This is a genomic window from Allofrancisella frigidaquae (genome assembly GCF_012222825.1).
GTDB lineage: Bacteria > Pseudomonadota > Gammaproteobacteria > Francisellales > Francisellaceae > Francisella > Francisella frigidaquae.
In genome coordinates this window covers 58,225-78,311 of sequence record NZ_CP038017.1, presented here as the reverse complement: position 1 = coordinate 78,311, position 20,087 = coordinate 58,225, and the positions used below count along the sequence as shown (strand labels likewise).

Sequence of the window (20,087 nt, the reverse complement as noted above, 5' to 3'; positions counted from 1 at the left end):
TTTTCTATACAATGTCGAAACTATTTCTATGATATGTCAAGAATAAATTTTAAAATTATAAAGAGGATATTAAAATGAAAAGAACGTTCCAACCTTCAAACCTAAAAAGAAAAAGAACTCATGGCTTTCGTGCTCGTATGAAAACTCTAAGTGGTAGAAAAGCTATTAATAACAGAAGAGCTAAAGGTAGAGCTAAGCTTGCAGCATAAGTTTTGTTTATCAAAGCAAAATATACTTAATAAAAATGAGATCAAGCAAGCTTTTGATAGAGTACAAACAAAGCTACACTCTTTACACTTTACGTTTTTAATAAGTGAACGTAATTCTAATGAGCCTGGCTTATGTGTGATACTGGCTAAAAAAAATATCAAAAAAGCCACTAAAAGAAACTTCTGTAGGCGGCTTATTAAAGAGTACTTTCGTCAACACAAGGGACTTCTTGATAACAAAAGCTTGATTGTGTTAGGCAAAAAACAAGCATCAGAAGCTACTAAGGAAGAGTTGTGGCGGTCTATAGAAAAATTTCATCAATTTTTAGAAAAATAGCTAAAGCTCCCTTTATAACTTTTATAAAGTTGTATCGCTATTTTATTAGCCCATTGATTCCTGCTAGATGTCGATACTATCCTACCTGCTCACAATATGCTCTAGAAGCTTTAGAAACTCATGGTATACTAAAAGGATTGTATTTAAGTATTTGTAGACTCGCTAGATGTCATCCGCTATCTAAAAGAGAGTACTTCGATCCAGTTCCTAGCAAAATAGAAGGTTTAAAATCAAAATGAAATCTAATCATATAAGAATACTGTTATTAGTTACGGTAGCAATAATGTTTGTTTCACTGATGGGTAAATGGGAGCAAACTTTCCCACCAAAAGATGATAGCTCACAAACAAGTGCTGTTGAAACAAAAACTAATCACTATGCTGAAACCACTGCTGAGTCAATAAATAGCAACACTTCTCAAGCTAGCATAAAAAATACCTTATCTACAAAAACTAATTTTTCAGAATACGATGATGCTAAGAGCATTACTATAAACACAAAAGTCTTTAAAGACTTAAGAGTTAGTCTACTTAATGGCGCAATAATGTCAGCTTCATTTAAAAACTACTCTATAAGCTTAGAAGATAAAACTCCAATGAGTTTACTTACTGAGCAAAAAGGCTCTGAGTATATAGCTAAAAGTACAATTGTAGTTGATAAAAACCCGTTATCAATAAACTTCGAAAGCAAGGGAGTTAAAAAGGAAGGTGATAAACAAGTTCTTACCCTTTTTGCTAAAGTTGATGGTTTAGAGATAACTAGAACCTATACTTTTGATGATGATAAATACAATATTTCTATTGACCAAAGTATCATAAATACGTCATCTAAAACAATTAATGTAATAGCAGATAACTCCTTAGTTAGAGATTTTGACCCTTCTGGGGATAGCTTTAGTTTACTAAATGCTCATAGCTATACTTTTACAGGGGTAGCTTACTCAACTTCTCAAGATAAGTTTAAAAAAGAAACTTTTAAAGATATTGCAAAATCTAATGGTAAACCAACTTTAGTAAATAACGTCGGACAAGGCTGGGTTGCTCTATTACAACATTACTTTGTAAGTGCATGGATTCCACAATCTCAAAATTCGATAATATACTACAAAAACATTAATCAAAATGTATTTGAAGCTGGCGAATATACTACTGTAATAATGCAGCCAAACCAAACGCAGAATATATCATCTATCCTCTATACTGGTCCTATCATAAAGGATAACTTAGTAAATTTAGCTCCCAACTTAGAGAAAACTCTTGATTATGGAATGCTATCCTTTTTCTCAGAAATAATATTTTGGGTAATGTTTCATATCCATTCTTTTGTAGGCAATTGGGGATTAGCAATTATCTTAGTTACCATACTTATTAAGGCTATATTTTATCCTCTTTCTGCAAAAAGCTATCGTTCTATGGCAAAAATGAGGATGCTTCAACCTAGAGTTAAGCGTCTTCAAGAAATGTACAAAGACGACCGTCAAAAGCTAGGCAAAAAAATGATGGAACTATACAAAGAGGAAAAAGTAAACCCTTTAAGTGGTTGCTTACCTATGCTTATACAGGTTCCTATCTTTATTGCTTTATACTGGGTATTATTAGAGTCCGTAGAATTAAGGCAAGCTCCTTTTATATTATGGATACATGACCTGTCTACAAAAGACCCTTATTTTGTATTACCAATTTTAATGGGTCTATCAATGTTCTTGCAACAAAAACTATCTCCTGCGCCAGCAGACCCTATGCAAGCTAAAATAATGATGTTTTTACCAGTGATATTTACTTTCCTATTTGCATCATTCCCATCTGGATTAGTACTATACTGGTTAACAAACAATTTAATTAGTATTTTGCAACAATGGGTTATCACAAGACGTTATCAAGCAACGCATAAAAGATAAAAAATGAATAAATCTTTACTTACCCCTAAATACTGGGGGCTATGGATTATAATAGGGTTTTCTAAAGTTATTGTAAATATCTTACCTTACAAAGCTTTAATGCATCTAGCTGTTGGCGTAGGTTTTTTGGCAAAACCCCTAGCTAAAAAAAGACAACAAATAGCTATTATAAACCTTAAAATAGCATTTCCAGAAAAATCAGATAAAGAAATAAAAAAGCTTGCTAATGATAGTTATAAATCAGCTTGCATGGCCGGGTTTGAAAGCATAATAGCTTGGTTTATGTCTGATAAAAAGTTTAAGAAAATAAAATTTGAAACTATTGATGCTTCTTTATTTGAAAAAATACATTTTGATAAGAATAAGGTCGTGATTGTCCTTGGTTTTCATTTCCATTGTTTAGAGATAATCGGCAGATATATTGGCCAAACCTACAAGCCTTTTACAGTGATGTATCAAACACATAAAAATCCCTTAATGGAATATGTTATTACATCAGCAAGGAAAAAGTATGTTCACGAATGTTTCCAAAGAAAAAATATCGTCTCAGTGATTAAAAGTTTAAAAAGAAAAGTTTCCCTATGGTACGCTCCAGACCAAGATTTTAGGGAACATATAGTGTTTGCACCGTTTTTTGGTAAACTATGCGCTACTCTTACAATTACTCCTTGGCTAGCTGAGAAAACAGGAGCCATTGTAATTCCTGCATACTACATAAGAAAAAATGACTTATCAGGATATACGATATTTGCGGGTGAGCCTCTTAATTTCACAGGAGATGCTTACAAAGACGCCAAAATGACGAACAAGTTTTTAGAAGAAGCTATAAGAAAGCATCCTGAGCAATACTTGTGGCAACATAGACGTTATAAAACCAGACCAAATGGCGAAGAAAAAATTTATTAAGCCTTATTACTTTTTTAAGCTATATGTTAAAATCTACAATAAAAACTTTTAAGTATAAGAGATAAATGTATAAAAACCTTATAAAGCCTAAAAACTGGAGAATATTTATTATACTAGGTATAATGAATATTGGTTCGAAACTCCCTTTATGGAGCCATAAATTTATAGTTTTAGCTATAGGTTTTATCATTAAACCTTTCCTACACAGCAGAAATATTATTGCGCAAGAAAACCTCAAAATAGCTTTCCCAGAAAAATCTCTAAAAGAAATTAACAAGCTTGTTAATAAGAGTTACTATTCTATGGTACTATCTGGAGCTGAGACTACAGCTGCTTGGTTTTTGTCTAAAAAAAGATTCAATAAAATAAAGTTTGAATGGGAAGAAGGAGCTCTAGAAAGGTTCCAAAAGTATCATGATGATCCAAATCAAAAACTTATAGTTCTTGGTTTTCATTTTCATTGTATAGAAATAATTGGTAGATATATGGGAGAACGTTTTCCGCCATTTACTGTTATGTATCAAAAAAATGGTAACGATATAATAGAGGAGCTAATAAAAACGTATCGTGAGAAAAACCTTTATAAATGTCTTGATAGCAAAAATTTTATAGCTGTTATCAGAAGTTTAAAAAAAGGCTATACTATGTGGTATGCTCCAGACCAAGACTTTGGTTTAGAAAGCTCTGGTATGCAAAACTCAGTATTTGCACCCTTTTTTGATAAACCTTGCTCAACTCTCACTGTTACACCATGGTTAGCAGAAAAAACTGGAGCCGTAGTAATACCAGCATACTATGTTCGTGAAAAATGTTTAAAAAAATATAAAATATATACTGGTGAGCCTTTTAAATTCACTGGTGATGCTTACAAAGACGCCGAAATGACAAATAAGTTTTTAGAAGATGCTATAAGAAAATATCCAGAACAATATTTATGGCAACATAGACGCTATAGAACCAGACCAAATGGTGAACCACAAATTTATTAGAGGATAAAGATGTTAAAAAGACAAGGTTTTTCACTAGTGGAACTAATGGTAGTGATAGCTATAATAGCTATCTTAGCAGCTGTTGGCATACCTGCATATAATAACTATGTTCTAAAGAATCATCGTAGTGAGGCAACATCTGAGCTTCTATCAGCAGCTAATGCTGCTGATAACTTTGAAATTCGTAATGGAACTTTTCCTTCAGGTAGTGAGATAAACAGTTTTTGGCATACAAATACTCAAAATGGTTATTATTCTTTATCATATTGCTCCGGGGAGCAAGAATGTTCTAATGTAAGTTATGTTATTATAGCTAAAGCATCTGGTAGTCAAATGGGGGATACTCCCTGCACTACTATAGAACTTGAAGTTAATGGTGGCATTGTAAACAAAACTCCAATTGAATGTTGGAATTAGTAAATTAATAAGATTTTTAAGGATTAAAGTAATGGCAAGTTATAGCACAAACGAGTTTAAAGGCGGATTAAAAGTTCTTATAGATGGTAACCCGATGGTGATTATTGAAAATGAATTTGTGAAACCTGGTAAGGGTCAAGCCTTTAACAGAGTTAAGTTAAAAAATTTACTTAACGATAGAGTAATCGAAAAAACCTTTAAATCAGGGGAGTCTGTAGAAGCAGCTGACGTTGAAGAACTAACTGCTATATACTCATACTTTGACGGTGATAGCTATGTATTTATGCATCCTGAAACTTTTGAACAATATATAGTTTCTGAGGAAAGTTTAGGAGATACAAAAAAATGGCTAAAAGATCAAGATGTATACCAAATTGTGCTTTTTAATGGTCAACCAATATCTGTCGTTGCCCCTAATTTTGTTAATCTTGAGATAGTAGAAACTGATCCGGGCTTAAAGGGCGACACAGCTGGTACTGGTGGTAAACCAGCAACTTTATCTACTGGTGCTGTAGTTAGAGTACCGTTATTTGTCCAAACTGGTGAAATTATCAAAGTTGATACTAGAACTTCAACTTATGTATCTAGAGTTAAAGAGTAAATAAACATGCAATCAACAGATAACCTAATTTGGTTAGATCTAGAAATGACAGGGCTTGATGTTGAGCAATGCCAAATTATAGAAATTGCGGCCATTATTACAAATAAAAATCTAGACATAGTTGCTGAAGCAGAGCCTATAGCTATATATCAGCCAGATAATATTTTGGCAAGTATGAATGAATGGTGTATTAAAACTCATACTCAAACAGGTCTTACTCAACGTGTTAAAGAAAGTAAAGTAAGTTTAGAACAAGCAGAAGAAAAAATTTTAGAATTCATAAAAATGTATGTTCCTTACCAAAGCTCACCTTTATGTGGTAACTCTATTTGGCAAGACCGAAGATTTTTAGCTAAATACATGCCAAAGATTGATGATTACTGTCACTATCGTGTCTTAGATGTAACAAGTATAAAATTACTAAATGAGTATTGGGGTAAACCCAAATGCTTTGTGAAAAAAAATACTCATAAGGCTCTAGATGATATCCAAGAGTCGATAGCTGAACTTAAGTTTTATAAAGAGGAATTATTTAATTGATAAGCTATACTAATTTAGTATAGTTTTGATATAATCTGCACATATCCCTATAATTTACCAGAGAATAAACCTATGAAATATGCTTTAGTTGGTAATCCTAACTGTGGGAAAACAACGATTTTTAATGCTCTTACGGGTCTTAATCAAAAAGTTGGTAACTGGTCTGGCGTAACTGTTGATAAAAAAACTGGTTTTTATGAAATAGCTAATAAAAAAGTTGAAATTGTCGATATACCTGGAATTTACTCACTCGCGGTATCAGATGGAAGCTCTATCGATGAACAAATAGCATATTCTTTCATAGTCAATGAAAAACCTAATGCCATTATAAATGTAGTTGATGCTTCTAACTTAAATAGAAGCCTTTATTTAACTACTCAACTTATTGAACTAGGGTTACCTGTTATACTAGCTGTTAATATGGCAGATATCGCTAGTAAAAAAGGGCTTGTAATCCACTATGATAAACTAGAAAAGATCTTAGGTTGTAAAGTTTTACCTGTAGTTGGTTCAAAAAATATTGGTATAAAAGATTTAAAAGAATTACTTGCTAAAGAACAGCAACCACCACATTTTGATTTAAAAAAGTATTACCCTCAACAAGTCTTTGAACTTGAGCAAAAAATCAGCTCACTAAGAGAAAATAAGCTTGGAAATCTATGGTTAGCAACTGAGTTATTTGACAACAGGTCAGTTCAGCTTTCTCAAGAAATTAATGAGGAACAAGTCAAACTTCTAGAAGATTTTGTAGAAGATAACTTACTTATAGATAGTGACCTAGCTAAAGCTAGATATAAAGCTGTAGCTGATATTATTGAGACAGCAGTAGAAACTAAAAAAATCTCTCGATTTAATGCCACTAAAGCCCTAGATGCTCTCTGTATGAATAAGTATCTTGGTGTGCCAATCTTTCTTTTTATGATGTATTTGATGTTTTTATTTTCAATCACACTAGGTGGCGCAATCCAACCGATGTTCGATGATCTATCACATGCTGTTTTCGTTGATGGATTAGCATATTATGCAAATATTATTGGTTTACCGTTACCTTTGACAGGAATTTTAGCCAATGGTTTAGGAACTGGTATAAATACTGTGCTTGGATTTATCCCTCAAATAGGTTTCTTATTTATATTCTTATCTATATTAGAAGATTCTGGATACATGTCTCGAGCAGCTTTTGTAATGGATAGATTTATGCAGTCTATTGGTTTATCTGGTAAAGCTTTTGTTCCATTAATAGTAGGTTTTGGTTGTAATGTTGCCTCTATTATGGCTGCTAGAACCCTTGAGACTCGTAAAGATCGTTTAATGACTATTATGATGTCTCCATTTATGTCTTGTGGTGCAAGATTAGCAATATTTTCTGTATTTGCTACAGCATTTTTCCCCAATAATGGCGCTACTATTATATTTTTACTGTATTTAGCTGGTATAATCGGGGCTATCATTACAGGATATATTATCAAGTTTACATTTTTAAAAGGAGATACAGCTCCATTTATTCTAGATATACCTAATTACCATACTCCTTCTTTTAAAACTGTAATGCTATATAGCTGGAGTAGACTAAAATCTTTTCTAATTCGCGCTGGTAAAGTGATTGTCCCTGTAGCAATTATTGTTGGGAGCTTAAATAGTATTACTATAAATAATAAAACTACAGCTTTAGAGTATGTTAGTAAAAAAATTACGCCTATTTTAAACCCAATGGGTATTAATGATGATAACTGGCCGGCTACAGTAGGTTTGATAACAGGAACCTTAGCTAAAGAAGTTGTAGTAGGAACATTAAACACTATTTACACACAAGATAACAGCTCAGGGATCCCAGAAAAATTTAGCTTTATGGAAAGTTTAAAAGAGTCATGGGATGCAACTATAGATAATATCAAAAATATAGATCTAGCTACTTTGCTAAACCCAATTGAGGCAAGTAAAGCTGATACAAGTATGGATAAAGGTGCTATAGGAAATATGGTCGCCAAGTTTGGTTCTTTGTCGGCTGCATTTGCCTATTTACTATTTGTACTACTATATATCCCTTGTATATCTGTAGTTGGTGCTATGGTTAGAGAATCCACACGTGGGTGGGCCATTTTATCTGTATTTTGGAGTGCATCAATCGCTTACGTTGCAGCAGTTATAGTTTATCAACTTATGAACATAACTATACACCCTATTAGCTCTACAATATATATTGGACTAGCTACACTTTACACTTTAATAGTGGTCTTTCTAATGAAACACCTCTCTACCAAAATAAAATTTGTAGCAAATTTAACAGGTTGTTCTAGTTGTAACACTAAATGCTCTTAACTGTATTTTTCATAAAAATTTCTTTTCTAAATTGTATTTAAATATGTTACGATGACAATTAAGCGTACATGAGTGTACGTCTTTAACATATATTCAAATAAAAACTTGAGAGGAGTTTTATGTCAAAATTTGTCTATGCCTTTAGTGAAGGTAATAAGTCTATGCGTGATTTGCTAGGTGGAAAAGGTGCAAATCTTAGCGAAATGCTAAACAGTGGTTTACCAGTGCCAGATGGCTTTACAGTAACAACAGAGGCTTGCCTTAAGTATTACGATGACCGTCAGAAGTTAAGCGATATAGTAAAAAAACAAATATTTCAACACATCGCCGACTTGGAGAAAAGAACAGGTAAAACTTTTGGAAGTGGTAAAAACCCACTGCTGGTTTCTGTACGTTCTGGTGCAAGGGTTTCAATGCCAGGTATGATGGATACGGTATTAAACTTAGGTTTAAATGACGATGTTGCTAAAGCTATGGTAGCTAAGACAAATAATGAGCAATTTGTTTATGATAGTTATAGAAGATTTATCATGATGTTTGCAGATGTTGTAATGGACTGCGAGAAAAAACATTTTGACAAAATTTTAGAAGAAAAGAAAGAAAAAAGAAAAGTTAAAAATGATTGCGATTTAAGTGCTGCAGACTATAAAGAAATAGTTTTAGAATATAAAAATATATATAAATCCCTAGTTGGGAAAGATTTTCCTTGTGAACCTATGGAGCAACTATTAGCTGCTGTTGAGGCTGTATTTAGATCTTGGAATGCTGAAAGAGCTATTATTTATAGAGAAATCAACAATATCTCCAACAACTGGGGTACAGCTGTTAATGTCCAAGAGATGGTATATGGTAACTCTGGCAATAATTCTGGTACTGGAGTTGCTTTTACAAGAAACCCTTCTACAGGTGAAAATGAGTTATTTGGGGAGTATCTAATTAATGCTCAAGGTGAAGATGTCGTGGCCGGTGTAAGAACTCCTTCTCATATCTCTACTTTAAAAGATACAATGCCTGAAGTTTTTAATGACTTTGTAAAAATCGCAAAGAACTTAGAGACTGTATACAAAGATATGCAAGATATGGAGTTCACTATAGAAGACGGTAAGCTCTTCATGCTGCAAACAAGAAATGGTAAAAGAACTGCAAAAGCAGCTATCAAAATTGCTGTAGATATGGCTAAAGAAGGTCTAATAACTAACCAAGAAGCTGTAATGATGGTTGAACCACACCTATTAGAGCAACTTCTACATCCTAAATTTGATGAAAAAGCTTTAGCTTCAAAGCGCCCTTTAGGCTCAGCTTTAGGTGCTTCACCAGGGGCCGCTAGTGGTAGAATTTACTTTGATGTTGAATCTTTACTTGCAGCAAAAGCTCGTGGTGAGGAAAAAACTATTCTTGTGAGAATAGAAACCTCACCTGAAGATATTGCTGGTATGAATGCTTGTAACGGTATTTTAACCCTTCGAGGAGGTATGACATCTCATGCTGCTGTAGTTGCTCGTGGCATGGGTAAATGTTGTATATCTGGTTTAGAGTCAGCAAAGATAAATGAAGAGCAACGTACTATCACTTTTGAGAGAGGTCAAGTTTTTGGTGAAGGGGACTATCTATCTTTAGATGGTACAAAAGGTGATGTATATAGAGGTATTATAAAGACTGTAGACCCTGAAGTTACACCTGATTTTGAAGAGTTTATGAAATTTGTGGATAGTGTGCGTAAACTTCGTGTTAGATGCAACGCTGATACAAGACATGATGCCGAAGTTGCCAGGATGTATGGTGCCGAGGGTATAGGACTTTGTCGTACTGAACATATGTTTTTTGAAGAAGATCGCATCTCTTATGTAAGGCAGATGATTTTAGCTAAGGATAAAAAAGAAAGACAAAAAGCTCTAGATAAACTACTTCCTGTACAACAACAAGATTTTGAAGAATTATTTGAAGCTATGGATGGGTTAGCTGTAACTATTAGGTTTATAGATCCTCCATTGCATGAGTTTTTACCAAGAGAGATAGAGGAAATAGAAGCCTTAGCTAGAGAATTTAAGATTAGCTATGACGAACTAGAAGCACGTATAGAGGCTCTTAGTGAAATGAACCCAATGATGGGTCATCGTGGCTGTAGACTAGCAGTTACATACCCAGAAATTATAGAAATGCAAACTAAAGCTATTATTTACGCTGCTATATCTGCCAAACGTATGGGAGTAGAAGTCAAACCAGAGCTGATGATTCCATTAATCAGTACGCTTGGTGAGTTCAAACTTTTAAGTGGTATTATTCACGAAGTAGCTAATACAATATTAAAACGCGAAAAAATAGATGTAGATTATAAAGTAGGTGTAATGCTTGAAACCCCACGTGGTGCAATAGGAGCTGGCATGCTTGCCCAAGCTGGTAGTGAGTTCTTCTCGTTTGGGACAAATGATTTAACTCAGATGACTTTTGGCTTTAGTAGAGATGATGCTAATAAGTTTATTAGAGAATATCTTGAAAGAGGTATCCTAAGCTTTGATCCTTTTGCAAGATTGGATCCAAAAGGTGTTGGTAAGCTAATGGAAATAGCTAAAGAAGGAGTAAAAGCTGTTAATCCAAATGCTAAAATGGGAATTTGTGGTGAGCATGGTGGAGAGCCTTATTCTGTTGCATTTTGTCATGACTTAGGTCTTGACTATGTATCTTGTTCTCCATTTAGAGTACCTGTAGCTAGACTATCAGCAGCTCAAGCTAAAATATATGCTGATAGAAAGTCTTTTTTATAACTATAGAAATATTTTCAATATATAGATAAACTCAGCCCACATTGGAAAAATATTGAAAATAAAAGTATTTTTGAATCTAGTACAGATAAGTAACCCTTACTTATCCTCTTTTTTAATAGAAATCCCAAGCTCATTAAGCTGATCTAAAGTTACTACTGAAGGTGCTTCTGTCATCAGACAGCTTGCCGTTTGAGTTTTAGGAAATGCTATTACATCACGGATATTTGAAGTATTTGTAAGTAGCATAATCAGTCTATCAACACCAAAAGCTATACCACCATGAATTGGAGTACCATAAGAAAGTGCATCAAGCATAAAACCAAACTTCTCACGAGCTTCTTCGTTAGATATTCCAAGTAGATTAAATACTTTAGCTTGGATATCTTGCTTATGGATACGAATTGATCCACCACCAACTTCATAGCCATTTATGACCATATCATATGCTCTTGATAGGAGTTTTTCAGGGTTTTGATTTAATTCATCAATACTATCTATTTGCGGAGCTGTAAATGGATGATGCATCGCATATAGTCTATTATCATCTTTCTCAAACATTGGAAAATCAATAACCCATAGCGGTGCCCAATCTTTTGTGAATATTTCAAAATCTTCACCGATTTTAGCTCTTAAAGCACCCATTGAATCGTTAACAACTTTTGCTTTACCAGCACCAAAGAATAGTAAATCGCCTTCTTTAGCACCTGTTTTTTCAATTATGTTAAATAATGTTTCTTCAGAAATATTTTTAACTATAGGCGACTGTAGGCCGTCTTTACCTTGAGATAAAGAGTTAATTTTAATATACGCAAGACCTCTAGCGCCATATATACCCACAAATTTAGTGTATTCTTCGATATTTTTACGCGTTAGCTTTTCATTGCCTTCTGGAATTTTCATAGCAATTACTCTAGCTTCCGGATCATTAGCAGGACCTGAGAATACTTTAAACTCTTCATTTTTCATATCTTCTTTGATATTTACAAACTCAAGAGGGATTCTTAGATCTGGTTTGTCAGAACCATATTTATCTATGGCCTCAGCAAAACTCATAACCTGAAATGGCGTTTCAAACTTAACACCAATAGTAGTCTCAAATAATCCTGCTATCATTTTCTCCATAGTAGACATAATAAAAGCTTCATCAATAAATGAAGCTTCTATATCTATTTGAGTAAATTCTGGCTGTCTATCTGCTCTTAGATCTTCATCACGAAAGCATTTAACTATTTGATAATATCTATCAAAGCCAGAAACCATCAAAAGCTGCTTGAAGAGCTGAGGTGACTGCGGAAGAGCATAAAACTTACCATTAAAATTACGACTTGGTACTAAGTAATCTCTTGCACCTTCTGGTGTTGCCTTCGTTAAAAATGGAGTTTCAATATCTAAAAAGCCATTGTCATCTAGAAATTTTCTAACATAACGAATTGCTTTTGAACGAGTCATTAGTTTTTGCTGCATTTCTGGTCTACGCAAATCTATATAGCGATACTTAAGCTTTACATCTTCACCAGTTGACTGATAATCATCTAACTGAAAAGGTATGGTTTTAGATTTATTTATAATTTCTAATTTTTCACCGATAATTTCAACTTTACCACTAACTAAATTAGGATTTTCCTGTCCCGCTGGCCTTAAGCTGACTAAACCTTGTGCTTTTATTACAAACTCAGATCTCAAACTATCTGCAACCTTGAAATTTTCATTATCAGGATTAAAAACTAACTGGACTAAGCCCGTTCTATCTCTTATATCCAAAAAGATAACTCCACCATGGTCTCTACGACGATGCACCCATCCGCAAATTGTAACTTTTTGGTTTTCTAATTTTTCATTTATATCTGAACTATAGTGTGTTCTCATATCCAAAATAATCCTTTAAAAGTTTTATAAAATAAATAGATAAATTTAACTATAATATTATAACAAGAAAAAATAATAAGACTAAAAGAAATTAGAGCTAGATTGTAGTCTTAAAGTTTTAAGGCTAGATTGAAACTAATATTTTATATAAGCCAAAATACAATATCTAAAAGCTAATTTTTAATTCTGTTTCTTAATTAATAACTCAGACAACTTTCTAACTAACTCATAATCAATTTCACTAGACTTCTTATGAAGTTCTTCACTTAAATTGTTCCATACTTCCTCATAATCTTCGGAAGTTCCATCATATAAGTTAAAACCATCTCTTAGAAACTGAGGCATAACGTTATTATAATTGTCAGCTGTTAACATAGGTGTTATAGGTTTAGGATTAGCACCCCCAGTTTCTGAAATAAATATTCTACCAAACTCTCTATTAACAGGACCTTTAGGTCCGTATACACGTACCTTAAAATTACCAGCTAGGTCAGCTGCAAAATTGACTTTCCTTGTTTTTACAGATACATTCTTAGGTATTTTACCAGTCCAACAACATAACACTATAATTTCACGAATAGGTCGCTCAGTTTTATGTAAATTATTTATTATACGTTTTAAATATGAAGCAGGGAAAGCAGAAATTTTCTCAAAACTTGAATCTTGTTTAAATTGAGCAAAAAAAGCTGCTCCTTCGTCATTTCCTTCACCACTAATGAAAAGCCGTCCATTAAACCGAGCTTTTTTATATTTTTCCTCTAATTTTTCTTCAAGGGCATAACGCGGTATGGTTGGCGTACCCCTATTACTAAACCTGATGGGAATTTTATTTTCTTCTACTATACCAAAAATTCTACCAACAGCGTTACGCCCATGGTTATCGTCTGACCAAGCTAATATAGCCGATGACTCTTGAGCTATTTTATTTTTACTTTCTTTGATAAATTTAGTAAGTTTCATTTTTTTTACAAAAGAGCCGGTGACTTTATCTGCAATATTATTTCGAAATATTAAAGCACTCTTTTTCTGCTGATAAGTGCATTCACGTATATCTACGGATGGACAATTAGGACATCCTACTTGCTGTTGATCCTCAATAATTCTTATATTTGACATCCAAAAAAAACCACACCAGTTACAAGTTCTAACCATAATACTGCCTTCCACTTTTAAACATTAATTATTTTCTATAGTGGCAAGAATATAGACTAGGAATGTTTTTTCATATAAGGTAAATTTGATATGAGACTAGGTTTTTTAATAAGCTTATAAAGACTGATTAACAAAGCGAGTCTATGTATGAGGTTATACTTAATAATTTATCATGAAATTTTTTTAATTCTTTATCCTGACTCACGGTAATAAATACTGTTTCTTTTTGCTTAAGAAATAAATATAATTTTTCTTGTGTTCCTAAATCTAAATTTGACGTAGCTTCATCCAGTAAAATCAAATCATATTCTTTAATAAATAGTTTACAAAAAGCTAATTTTTGCTGCTCTCCTTCTGAAAGTACATTGTTCCAGTTATAACACTGACCAATAAATTTTTGCAAATAAAGCAAATCTAACTCTTTAAGTATATGTATAAAGTCTTTATCACTAGGTATATTCGTCATTAATGGTGAAAATATTGCTCGTTTAAAATCATCTTTAGGAAAATATACTCTAGATGTTAGAAATAAAATCTGAGGTTTAGTGTTATAACAAACTTTTCCTTCAAAATTCTTATACGCTCCTTTAATTACCTTAAGTAACATAGTTTTTCCTACCCCTGTTTTGCCTTGTACCAACAAGCTTTGTCTATTTTTTAGCGAAAAGTTTAAATCTGTAAATAAAACCTTTTGAGGGTTAGATACAGTTAAATTTTCTATTTTTAAAAGTTCTTTTTGGGAAGTATCTATGGTGTATAGTTTTTTATCATTAGAATTATCTATTTGCTTTTTTAACTCTATTAATCTTTTGACATTTGTTTTTAATTCTGTGACTTGCTCATAACTATATACAAAAAATAATAATGGAGAAACTACCTTTAAAAAGGCAGCATTAATCTGCATAATTTGTCCGAAACTTAAAGCTCTTGCAAAATATCTAGGCAACGATAAAAATATTCCTATTATTCCATAAATTTGGGAAAACAGGCTTGTTACTAGACTTATTTTGATCTCTCTAAAAGTTAAAGTGTAAAAGTTATCTACTACGTATTTAAAATTAGTCTTTGATTTTAGAAATTTAACCTTTTCAAGACTATTATCATGTATATGATAACTATTATTTCTAATTGTAGCTAACCCAAACCTAAATTCTGCTTCGTATTTTTGCCTATCATATACAAGTTTTCTAAGTGGCTTGCCAACTTTTATCACCATTAGTATATTTACAGCAGCTAGTAACACCGCAAACCAAAATAGATACCCATGTATGGTTAATTGATATCCATAAAAGTTAAATGTAAAACTTCCTGAAAGATGCCATAAAATCCAAGAGAATAAAACAAACGTTAAAACACTACCAACAAAACCCAAGAATAAATATTTAAGAAGATTTACTAACTCTTTTATATCATAACTTATACGCTCATCAGGGTTATCATACTCTCCCAAATCTGATACATAATAGGTCTTAGAATATAGCCAATATTTTGTATAAAAATTTGTCAGATACTCTCGCATTCTTATAACAAAAATCTGACTAATAACGTATAATGCAAAACTATTAGCTAACATAAAAAAGATTATGAAAATAAATTTCATTAATTGATACACCAGCAACTGATAGTTATATTGTTGCAAAGAGTTATAAAAATCAACGTTCCAATAGTTTAAATAAACACTTAAACTAACGCTTATAAATTCTAGTAGGATACAACACAATAAAGCTAGAAGGGTTCTAAAATTTAAATTATTTACCCAAAAAGGCTTGGTTACTAACCAAACACCTTTAACTAAAACCATTTATTCTGCCTTATAGGGGACAGATATTACAACTCTAGTTGCAGTTTTTTCTTCTTTTTTATCCATTGCTGCTATAGCTAATTTTAGCATTCTAGAGTTTTGGTTATGTAATAAAAAATGCCACCATTTAATGTTAACAACCTCTGGGATAACTACTATTGAGTAGCCTCTATCAGGATCTCTAAGGTCATTTTTGCGTAATATTTGTAATATTGGTGTAATAAATGAATTGTAAACGGGTCTTAATATTAAAAGCCGTTCTTCAAAAGCTAAACTTTTCCATTGCGCTTTTATTTTATTAATTTTGTCCTCATCAGCTGATACAAATACAGGTGTGATGTCATCAGACAAATTTCTTGCTAATTGAAGTGCTTCTATTGTACCGCGATGGATACGAGAAACTAAAAGCACAATTTTTGGCTTTAATTTTTCATGCACACAAGCGTTCACTATCGCCTCATCTACACTAAGTGTAAGGTTTTCTTCCCGCCTATTATAATGATTTTTTATTCTAAATAAGCCATACATTATGACCGCGATTGCTATTATAACGATCCAAACACCTTCAAAAAATTTACTTTCAACTGTAGTTATTAACACTATAAAAGTTGCCACACAGCCAAAAGCGTTTATAAAAGCTCTTATACTCCAGCTCTTGTATAAACGTTTATTCTTGTACCAAAACTTAACTAAACCTGCTTGACAAAGAGTAAATGCTATAAATACTCCAAAAGCATATAGTGGTATAAGTTTACTAACTTTCGCCTCAAAAATGATAACTAAAGTAGCTGAAAGTAATGTCAGCATTACTATACCATTCCTAAAAGCTAATCTATCTCCTACACGCTGGAGCTGCTCGGGTAAGTAACCATCTTTACTCATAATAGAAGCTAAAGTTGGAAAGCCTGTAAAACATGTATTTGCTGCCATCAATAGAATTAAACAAGTTGATGCTTGTAAAAAGTAATAACTAACCCCATTTCCTAAAACTTGGTGAGCTATTTGGGATAATACGCTCTCCGAAAAACCTGGTAGAATCTTAGTTTGAGTAGCTATGAAAGTTACACCAGCAAACATCACCATAGAAAATAACGTCATAAAAATAAGCCCAACTAGAGCTCTAGTAAGCATTGGTGATTTGTAGGTAGAGACTCCATTGGCATAAGATTCAATACCAGTCAAAGCTGTACTACCTGATGAAAAAGCTCTTAATATAAGGGTTATAGTCAGTAATCCTGTTGAGTTTTGTATATTTTTTACATAAGAATCACTGTAAACGAACTCTGTCAAAGTACCAGCATGATATTTGTATAAACCAACCACTATCAAAAACATTATTGAAATAACAAACATATAAGTTGGCCATGCGAATATTCTTGCTGTAGAACGAACCCCTCGAAGGTTTATTATCATAAGCAATATAAGCAAAGCTAAAGAGATTTCTACAGTATACTTGCCAACTACTGGAAACGCTGATCCAATAGCTACAGATGCAGTAGAAACAGATACTGCTACTGTAAGAATATAGTCTATAATCAAAGATGCTGCTGTCAGTAAAAGTAGCTTTTCATTAAAATTATTTTTAACAATTGAGTAAGAGCCTCCTCCTTCGGGGTGCGCTTTAATAACTTGGGCATATGAAAAACCCATTAAAAGTATCAACAACACTATCATCATTGATACCAACATAGAGTATTGTGTTACTGCTATTGTCCCTGCTACTGCCAGAATTATAAAAACCTCACCAGTAGCATATGACACTGAAGATAAAGCATTTGAGGATAAAATTGCAAACCCAGAGAGTATTCCTATTTTTTGCTCTTGTTGTTTAGCTGTAGGAATAGGTGAACCAAATATCAAATTTTTTAGTTTCATTGATTATTAACCCTGCTTTCTTAGAAACTCATTTAAGCTTTTTATTAACTCTTCTGTTTTTTCTCTCATTACAGCTGATATCTTATAATACTTCCCGCTATATCCTATTTGCTTAACAAACTCTTCACATTTAGAATCAACTTCATCTGCTAAAAGATCTATTTTATTGATTACCAAAAACCTTGGTTTATCGTAAAGTTCTTTGCTGTATTTTTTGAGCTCTTTTTCAACCGCAAAATAGTTCTCTACTGGATTAGAATTATCAAACGGATAAATGTCCACCACATGTAATACACACCTGGCACGTGTAAGATGCTTTAAAAATCTCAAACCTAAACCAGCACCTTCAGCAGCACCTTCAATCACACCTGGGATATCTGCCATTACAAAGCTGTCTATGCCTACTTGAACAACTCCCAAATGTGGATACATCGTTGTAAAAGGATAATCAGCTACTTTTGGAGTTGCTTGAGATACAGAACGAATTAAAGTAGATTTACCTGCATTTGGTAAACCCAAAAGTGCAACATCTGCTAACAAATTTAATTCCAATCGGACTTCTTTATACTCTCCTTCCTCTCCCAAAGTGAATTTTCTTGGAGCTTGGTTTGTGCTACTTTTAAAATGGGTATTTCCTATACCTCTTTTGCCACCTGATGCTAATTTTAGAGTTTCCCCATGGCTTAGTACTTCACCGATCTTTTCATCTGTTTCAACATCAAATACGCTTGTACCAACAGGAACGACCAAGTATAAATCTTCGCCAGCCTTTCCATAACAATTTCTGCCCTCTCCAGGCCTACCATTTTCTGCTTGATGCTCACGTCTATAGCGATAGTCAATTAAAGTATTTGCATTTTCATCAGCCTTTAGATAAATGCTACCTCCATGACCTCCATCACCACCATCAGGGCCACCCCTAGGTACATATTTTTCTCTACGGAAGCTTACACAACCGTTCCCACCTTTACCAGCTTGAACCTTAATGGTTACTTCATCTACAAATCTCATATTTCCAAAATTATAATTAAAAATCCTAGCCTTATATTATATACCTTAAGCAGCAAATTATCATTTCTAATTTAGAAACTTTAAAAAGGGTTAATATCAAAATATAAATTAACTATTTGACATATAATTACAGCACTACCTAGCGCTATAGCGTAAAAATTTAAAGACATCGTTTTTGAATCTATGCTTCTACTAAGGAATATCGGTGTATAAACAAATATTATTACCGCAAATATAGCTGCATACTGCAAAGCTAGTATAAAACCTTTAGGATAAAAAACTGTAAATATAAGGGGTGGCACAAAACAAATTAAACTTAAACCCAAGTTACTTATGTTTTTTCCGTTTTTTATAAATAAATCTTTCATATAGTGTATTAGTGAAATACCAACTCCAATAAAAGAGGTAATAATTGCAATATGAATAAATATATTTAAACCTAGCTCTAACAAGTTTGAGTTTGAAATTGTTTTAATTTGTTCTACAAAGCCGCTTGGTGTATTGTTTCCTGATAAAAACAATGTTTGATAGCTATGCAAACCTTGTTGAGGAATCAATGCCAAAGCTAAAAGCAACCAGACTATATAAATCGCTAATACACTTATACTCCCAATAAATATACTTTTACGGATACTCTTTATATCTGCCTGCTGATATTCATAAAGTACTGGTATAACATTATGAAATCCAAATGATGGTAGCAATGTGGGCCATGCAAAAACTATTGCTAATAAAGATAAAGGCATACTATTTAAATAAACTGGATTTATATATAGCAACATAATAGCTATAGCCAAAATAAAGAAGATAAATTTTAGAAAAACAAAAAATCTATTTGTATAATCTGAGATCCTATAACTATACATAAATGAACTAAAAATCAGAATAAAAATTAAAGCAGGTAAAAATACATTATTTTTTGTAGGTGCTATAGCAGTATAAGCATAATTAACCAACTCAGCACCTTGCGTGGTATAGGCTGACATCAAAGAATACAATAAAAGCAAATATATTACACTGAAAGATATCTGATATACTTTAGGCACTTTTGATTGCATCATAGTTGTAAAATTTACACCTAACGGATATTTTGCACAAACATTCAATAATCTTATAGCTGTGATATACATCACACTCCATGACATAACTAGCAAAATAATAGCTACTATAAACCCACATGATGCTACAACTAAAGGCAAAGAAAGCATGCCTGCACCAATAGTTGTGCCTATTATCAATAAAGCGCTACCGAAAGATCTAGAAAACATTAATAACCAGGTTTTAAATTAAATTAGTAAAAATAATATAGTATAAATAGAATTGAAGCAAAACTTTACCGATAAAACCTAATAAACTACACTCAGGGCTCCATTTCAATTATTTAGTAAACTCTCAGACTACAATC

The 20,087-nt window shown here is 32.7% G+C and carries 17 protein-coding genes; 11 read left to right on the top strand and 6 right to left on the bottom strand.

The features are described 5' to 3' along the window. Positions 1-74: 74 nt before the first annotated feature. The 11 genes from rpmH (at position 75) to ppdK (ending at position 10,977) form a co-directional block, all read left to right on the top strand. Positions 75-209, top strand: a complete 135-nt coding sequence (rpmH, locus tag E3E15_RS00345; RefSeq protein ID WP_035720651.1) for a 50S ribosomal protein L34 — start codon at positions 75-77, stop codon at positions 207-209. Further along, positions 199-546 carry a ribonuclease P protein component gene (gene rnpA, locus E3E15_RS00340; protein WP_035720650.1) on the top strand — a complete coding sequence of 116 codons (348 nt, stop codon included), beginning with the start codon at positions 199-201 and terminating at the stop codon, positions 544-546. The genes rpmH and rnpA overlap by 11 nt, the downstream gene beginning before the upstream one ends. Further along, entirely contained in the window at positions 504-785 is a 282-nt protein-coding gene (gene yidD / locus E3E15_RS00335) for a membrane protein insertion efficiency factor YidD (RefSeq protein WP_035720648.1), read from the top strand. The genes rnpA and yidD overlap by 43 nt, the downstream gene beginning before the upstream one ends. After that, positions 782-2,443, top strand: a complete 1,662-nt coding sequence (gene yidC, locus E3E15_RS00330) for a membrane protein insertase YidC (RefSeq protein ID WP_172106170.1) — start codon at positions 782-784, stop codon at positions 2,441-2,443. The genes yidD and yidC overlap by 4 nt, the downstream gene beginning before the upstream one ends. A gap of 3 nt (positions 2,444-2,446) precedes the next feature. Continuing rightward, the gene (locus E3E15_RS00325) at positions 2,447-3,349 is read left to right on the top strand and encodes an LpxL/LpxP family acyltransferase (RefSeq protein WP_172106169.1); all 903 of its coding nucleotides are present in this window, start codon (positions 2,447-2,449) and stop codon (positions 3,347-3,349) included. A gap of 65 nt (positions 3,350-3,414) precedes the next feature. After that, positions 3,415-4,338, top strand: coding sequence for a lysophospholipid acyltransferase family protein (locus tag E3E15_RS00320; RefSeq protein WP_172106168.1), 924 nt, complete (start codon positions 3,415-3,417; stop codon positions 4,336-4,338). A 9-nt stretch (positions 4,339-4,347) separates the two neighbouring features. Then, complete coding sequence (locus E3E15_RS00315; protein WP_035720641.1) at positions 4,348-4,755, top strand: type IV pilin protein; 408 nt, start codon at positions 4,348-4,350, stop codon at positions 4,753-4,755. Positions 4,756-4,786: 31 nt separating this feature from the next. Next, positions 4,787-5,356, top strand: a complete 570-nt coding sequence (gene efp, locus E3E15_RS00310; RefSeq protein WP_035720640.1) for an elongation factor P — start codon at positions 4,787-4,789, stop codon at positions 5,354-5,356. Between the two features lie 6 nt (positions 5,357-5,362). Continuing rightward, complete coding sequence (gene orn / locus E3E15_RS00305; protein ID WP_035720639.1) at positions 5,363-5,896, top strand: oligoribonuclease; 534 nt, start codon at positions 5,363-5,365, stop codon at positions 5,894-5,896. Positions 5,897-5,968: 72 nt separating this feature from the next. Further along, positions 5,969-8,215: a Fe(2+) transporter permease subunit FeoB gene (feoB, locus tag E3E15_RS00300; protein WP_172106167.1), complete on the top strand. Its 2,247-nt coding sequence runs from the start codon at positions 5,969-5,971 to the stop codon at positions 8,213-8,215. A gap of 119 nt (positions 8,216-8,334) precedes the next feature. Further along, positions 8,335-10,977 carry a pyruvate, phosphate dikinase gene (gene ppdK / locus E3E15_RS00295; RefSeq protein WP_172106166.1) on the top strand — a complete coding sequence of 881 codons (2,643 nt, stop codon included), beginning with the start codon at positions 8,335-8,337 and terminating at the stop codon, positions 10,975-10,977. A 96-nt stretch (positions 10,978-11,073) separates the two neighbouring features. Here ppdK and aspS read toward each other — a convergent pair whose 3' ends face one another. From aspS to E3E15_RS00265, 6 genes are all read right to left on the bottom strand, one after another. Then, the gene (gene aspS, locus E3E15_RS00290; protein ID WP_172106165.1) at positions 11,074-12,843 is read right to left on the bottom strand and encodes an aspartate--tRNA ligase; all 1,770 of its coding nucleotides are present in this window, start codon (positions 12,841-12,843) and stop codon (positions 11,074-11,076) included. Positions 12,844-13,023: 180 nt separating this feature from the next. Continuing rightward, complete coding sequence (locus E3E15_RS00285) at positions 13,024-13,995, bottom strand: hypothetical protein (RefSeq protein ID WP_172106164.1); 972 nt, start codon at positions 13,993-13,995, stop codon at positions 13,024-13,026. Between the two features lie 127 nt (positions 13,996-14,122). Continuing rightward, on the bottom strand, positions 14,123-15,796 hold the full coding sequence (locus E3E15_RS00280) for an ABC transporter ATP-binding protein/permease (RefSeq protein ID WP_172106163.1): 1,674 nt from the start codon (positions 15,794-15,796) through the stop codon (positions 14,123-14,125). After that, the gene (locus E3E15_RS00275; protein ID WP_172106162.1) at positions 15,797-17,671 is read right to left on the bottom strand and encodes an APC family permease; all 1,875 of its coding nucleotides are present in this window, start codon (positions 17,669-17,671) and stop codon (positions 15,797-15,799) included. A gap of 6 nt (positions 17,672-17,677) precedes the next feature. Continuing rightward, positions 17,678-18,682: an Obg family GTPase CgtA gene (cgtA, locus tag E3E15_RS00270; protein WP_172106161.1), complete on the bottom strand. Its 1,005-nt coding sequence runs from the start codon at positions 18,680-18,682 to the stop codon at positions 17,678-17,680. 80 nt (positions 18,683-18,762) lie between these two features. After that, positions 18,763-19,950, bottom strand: a complete 1,188-nt coding sequence (locus tag E3E15_RS00265) for an amino acid permease (protein ID WP_172106160.1) — start codon at positions 19,948-19,950, stop codon at positions 18,763-18,765. Positions 19,951-20,087: the final 137 nt, after the last annotated feature.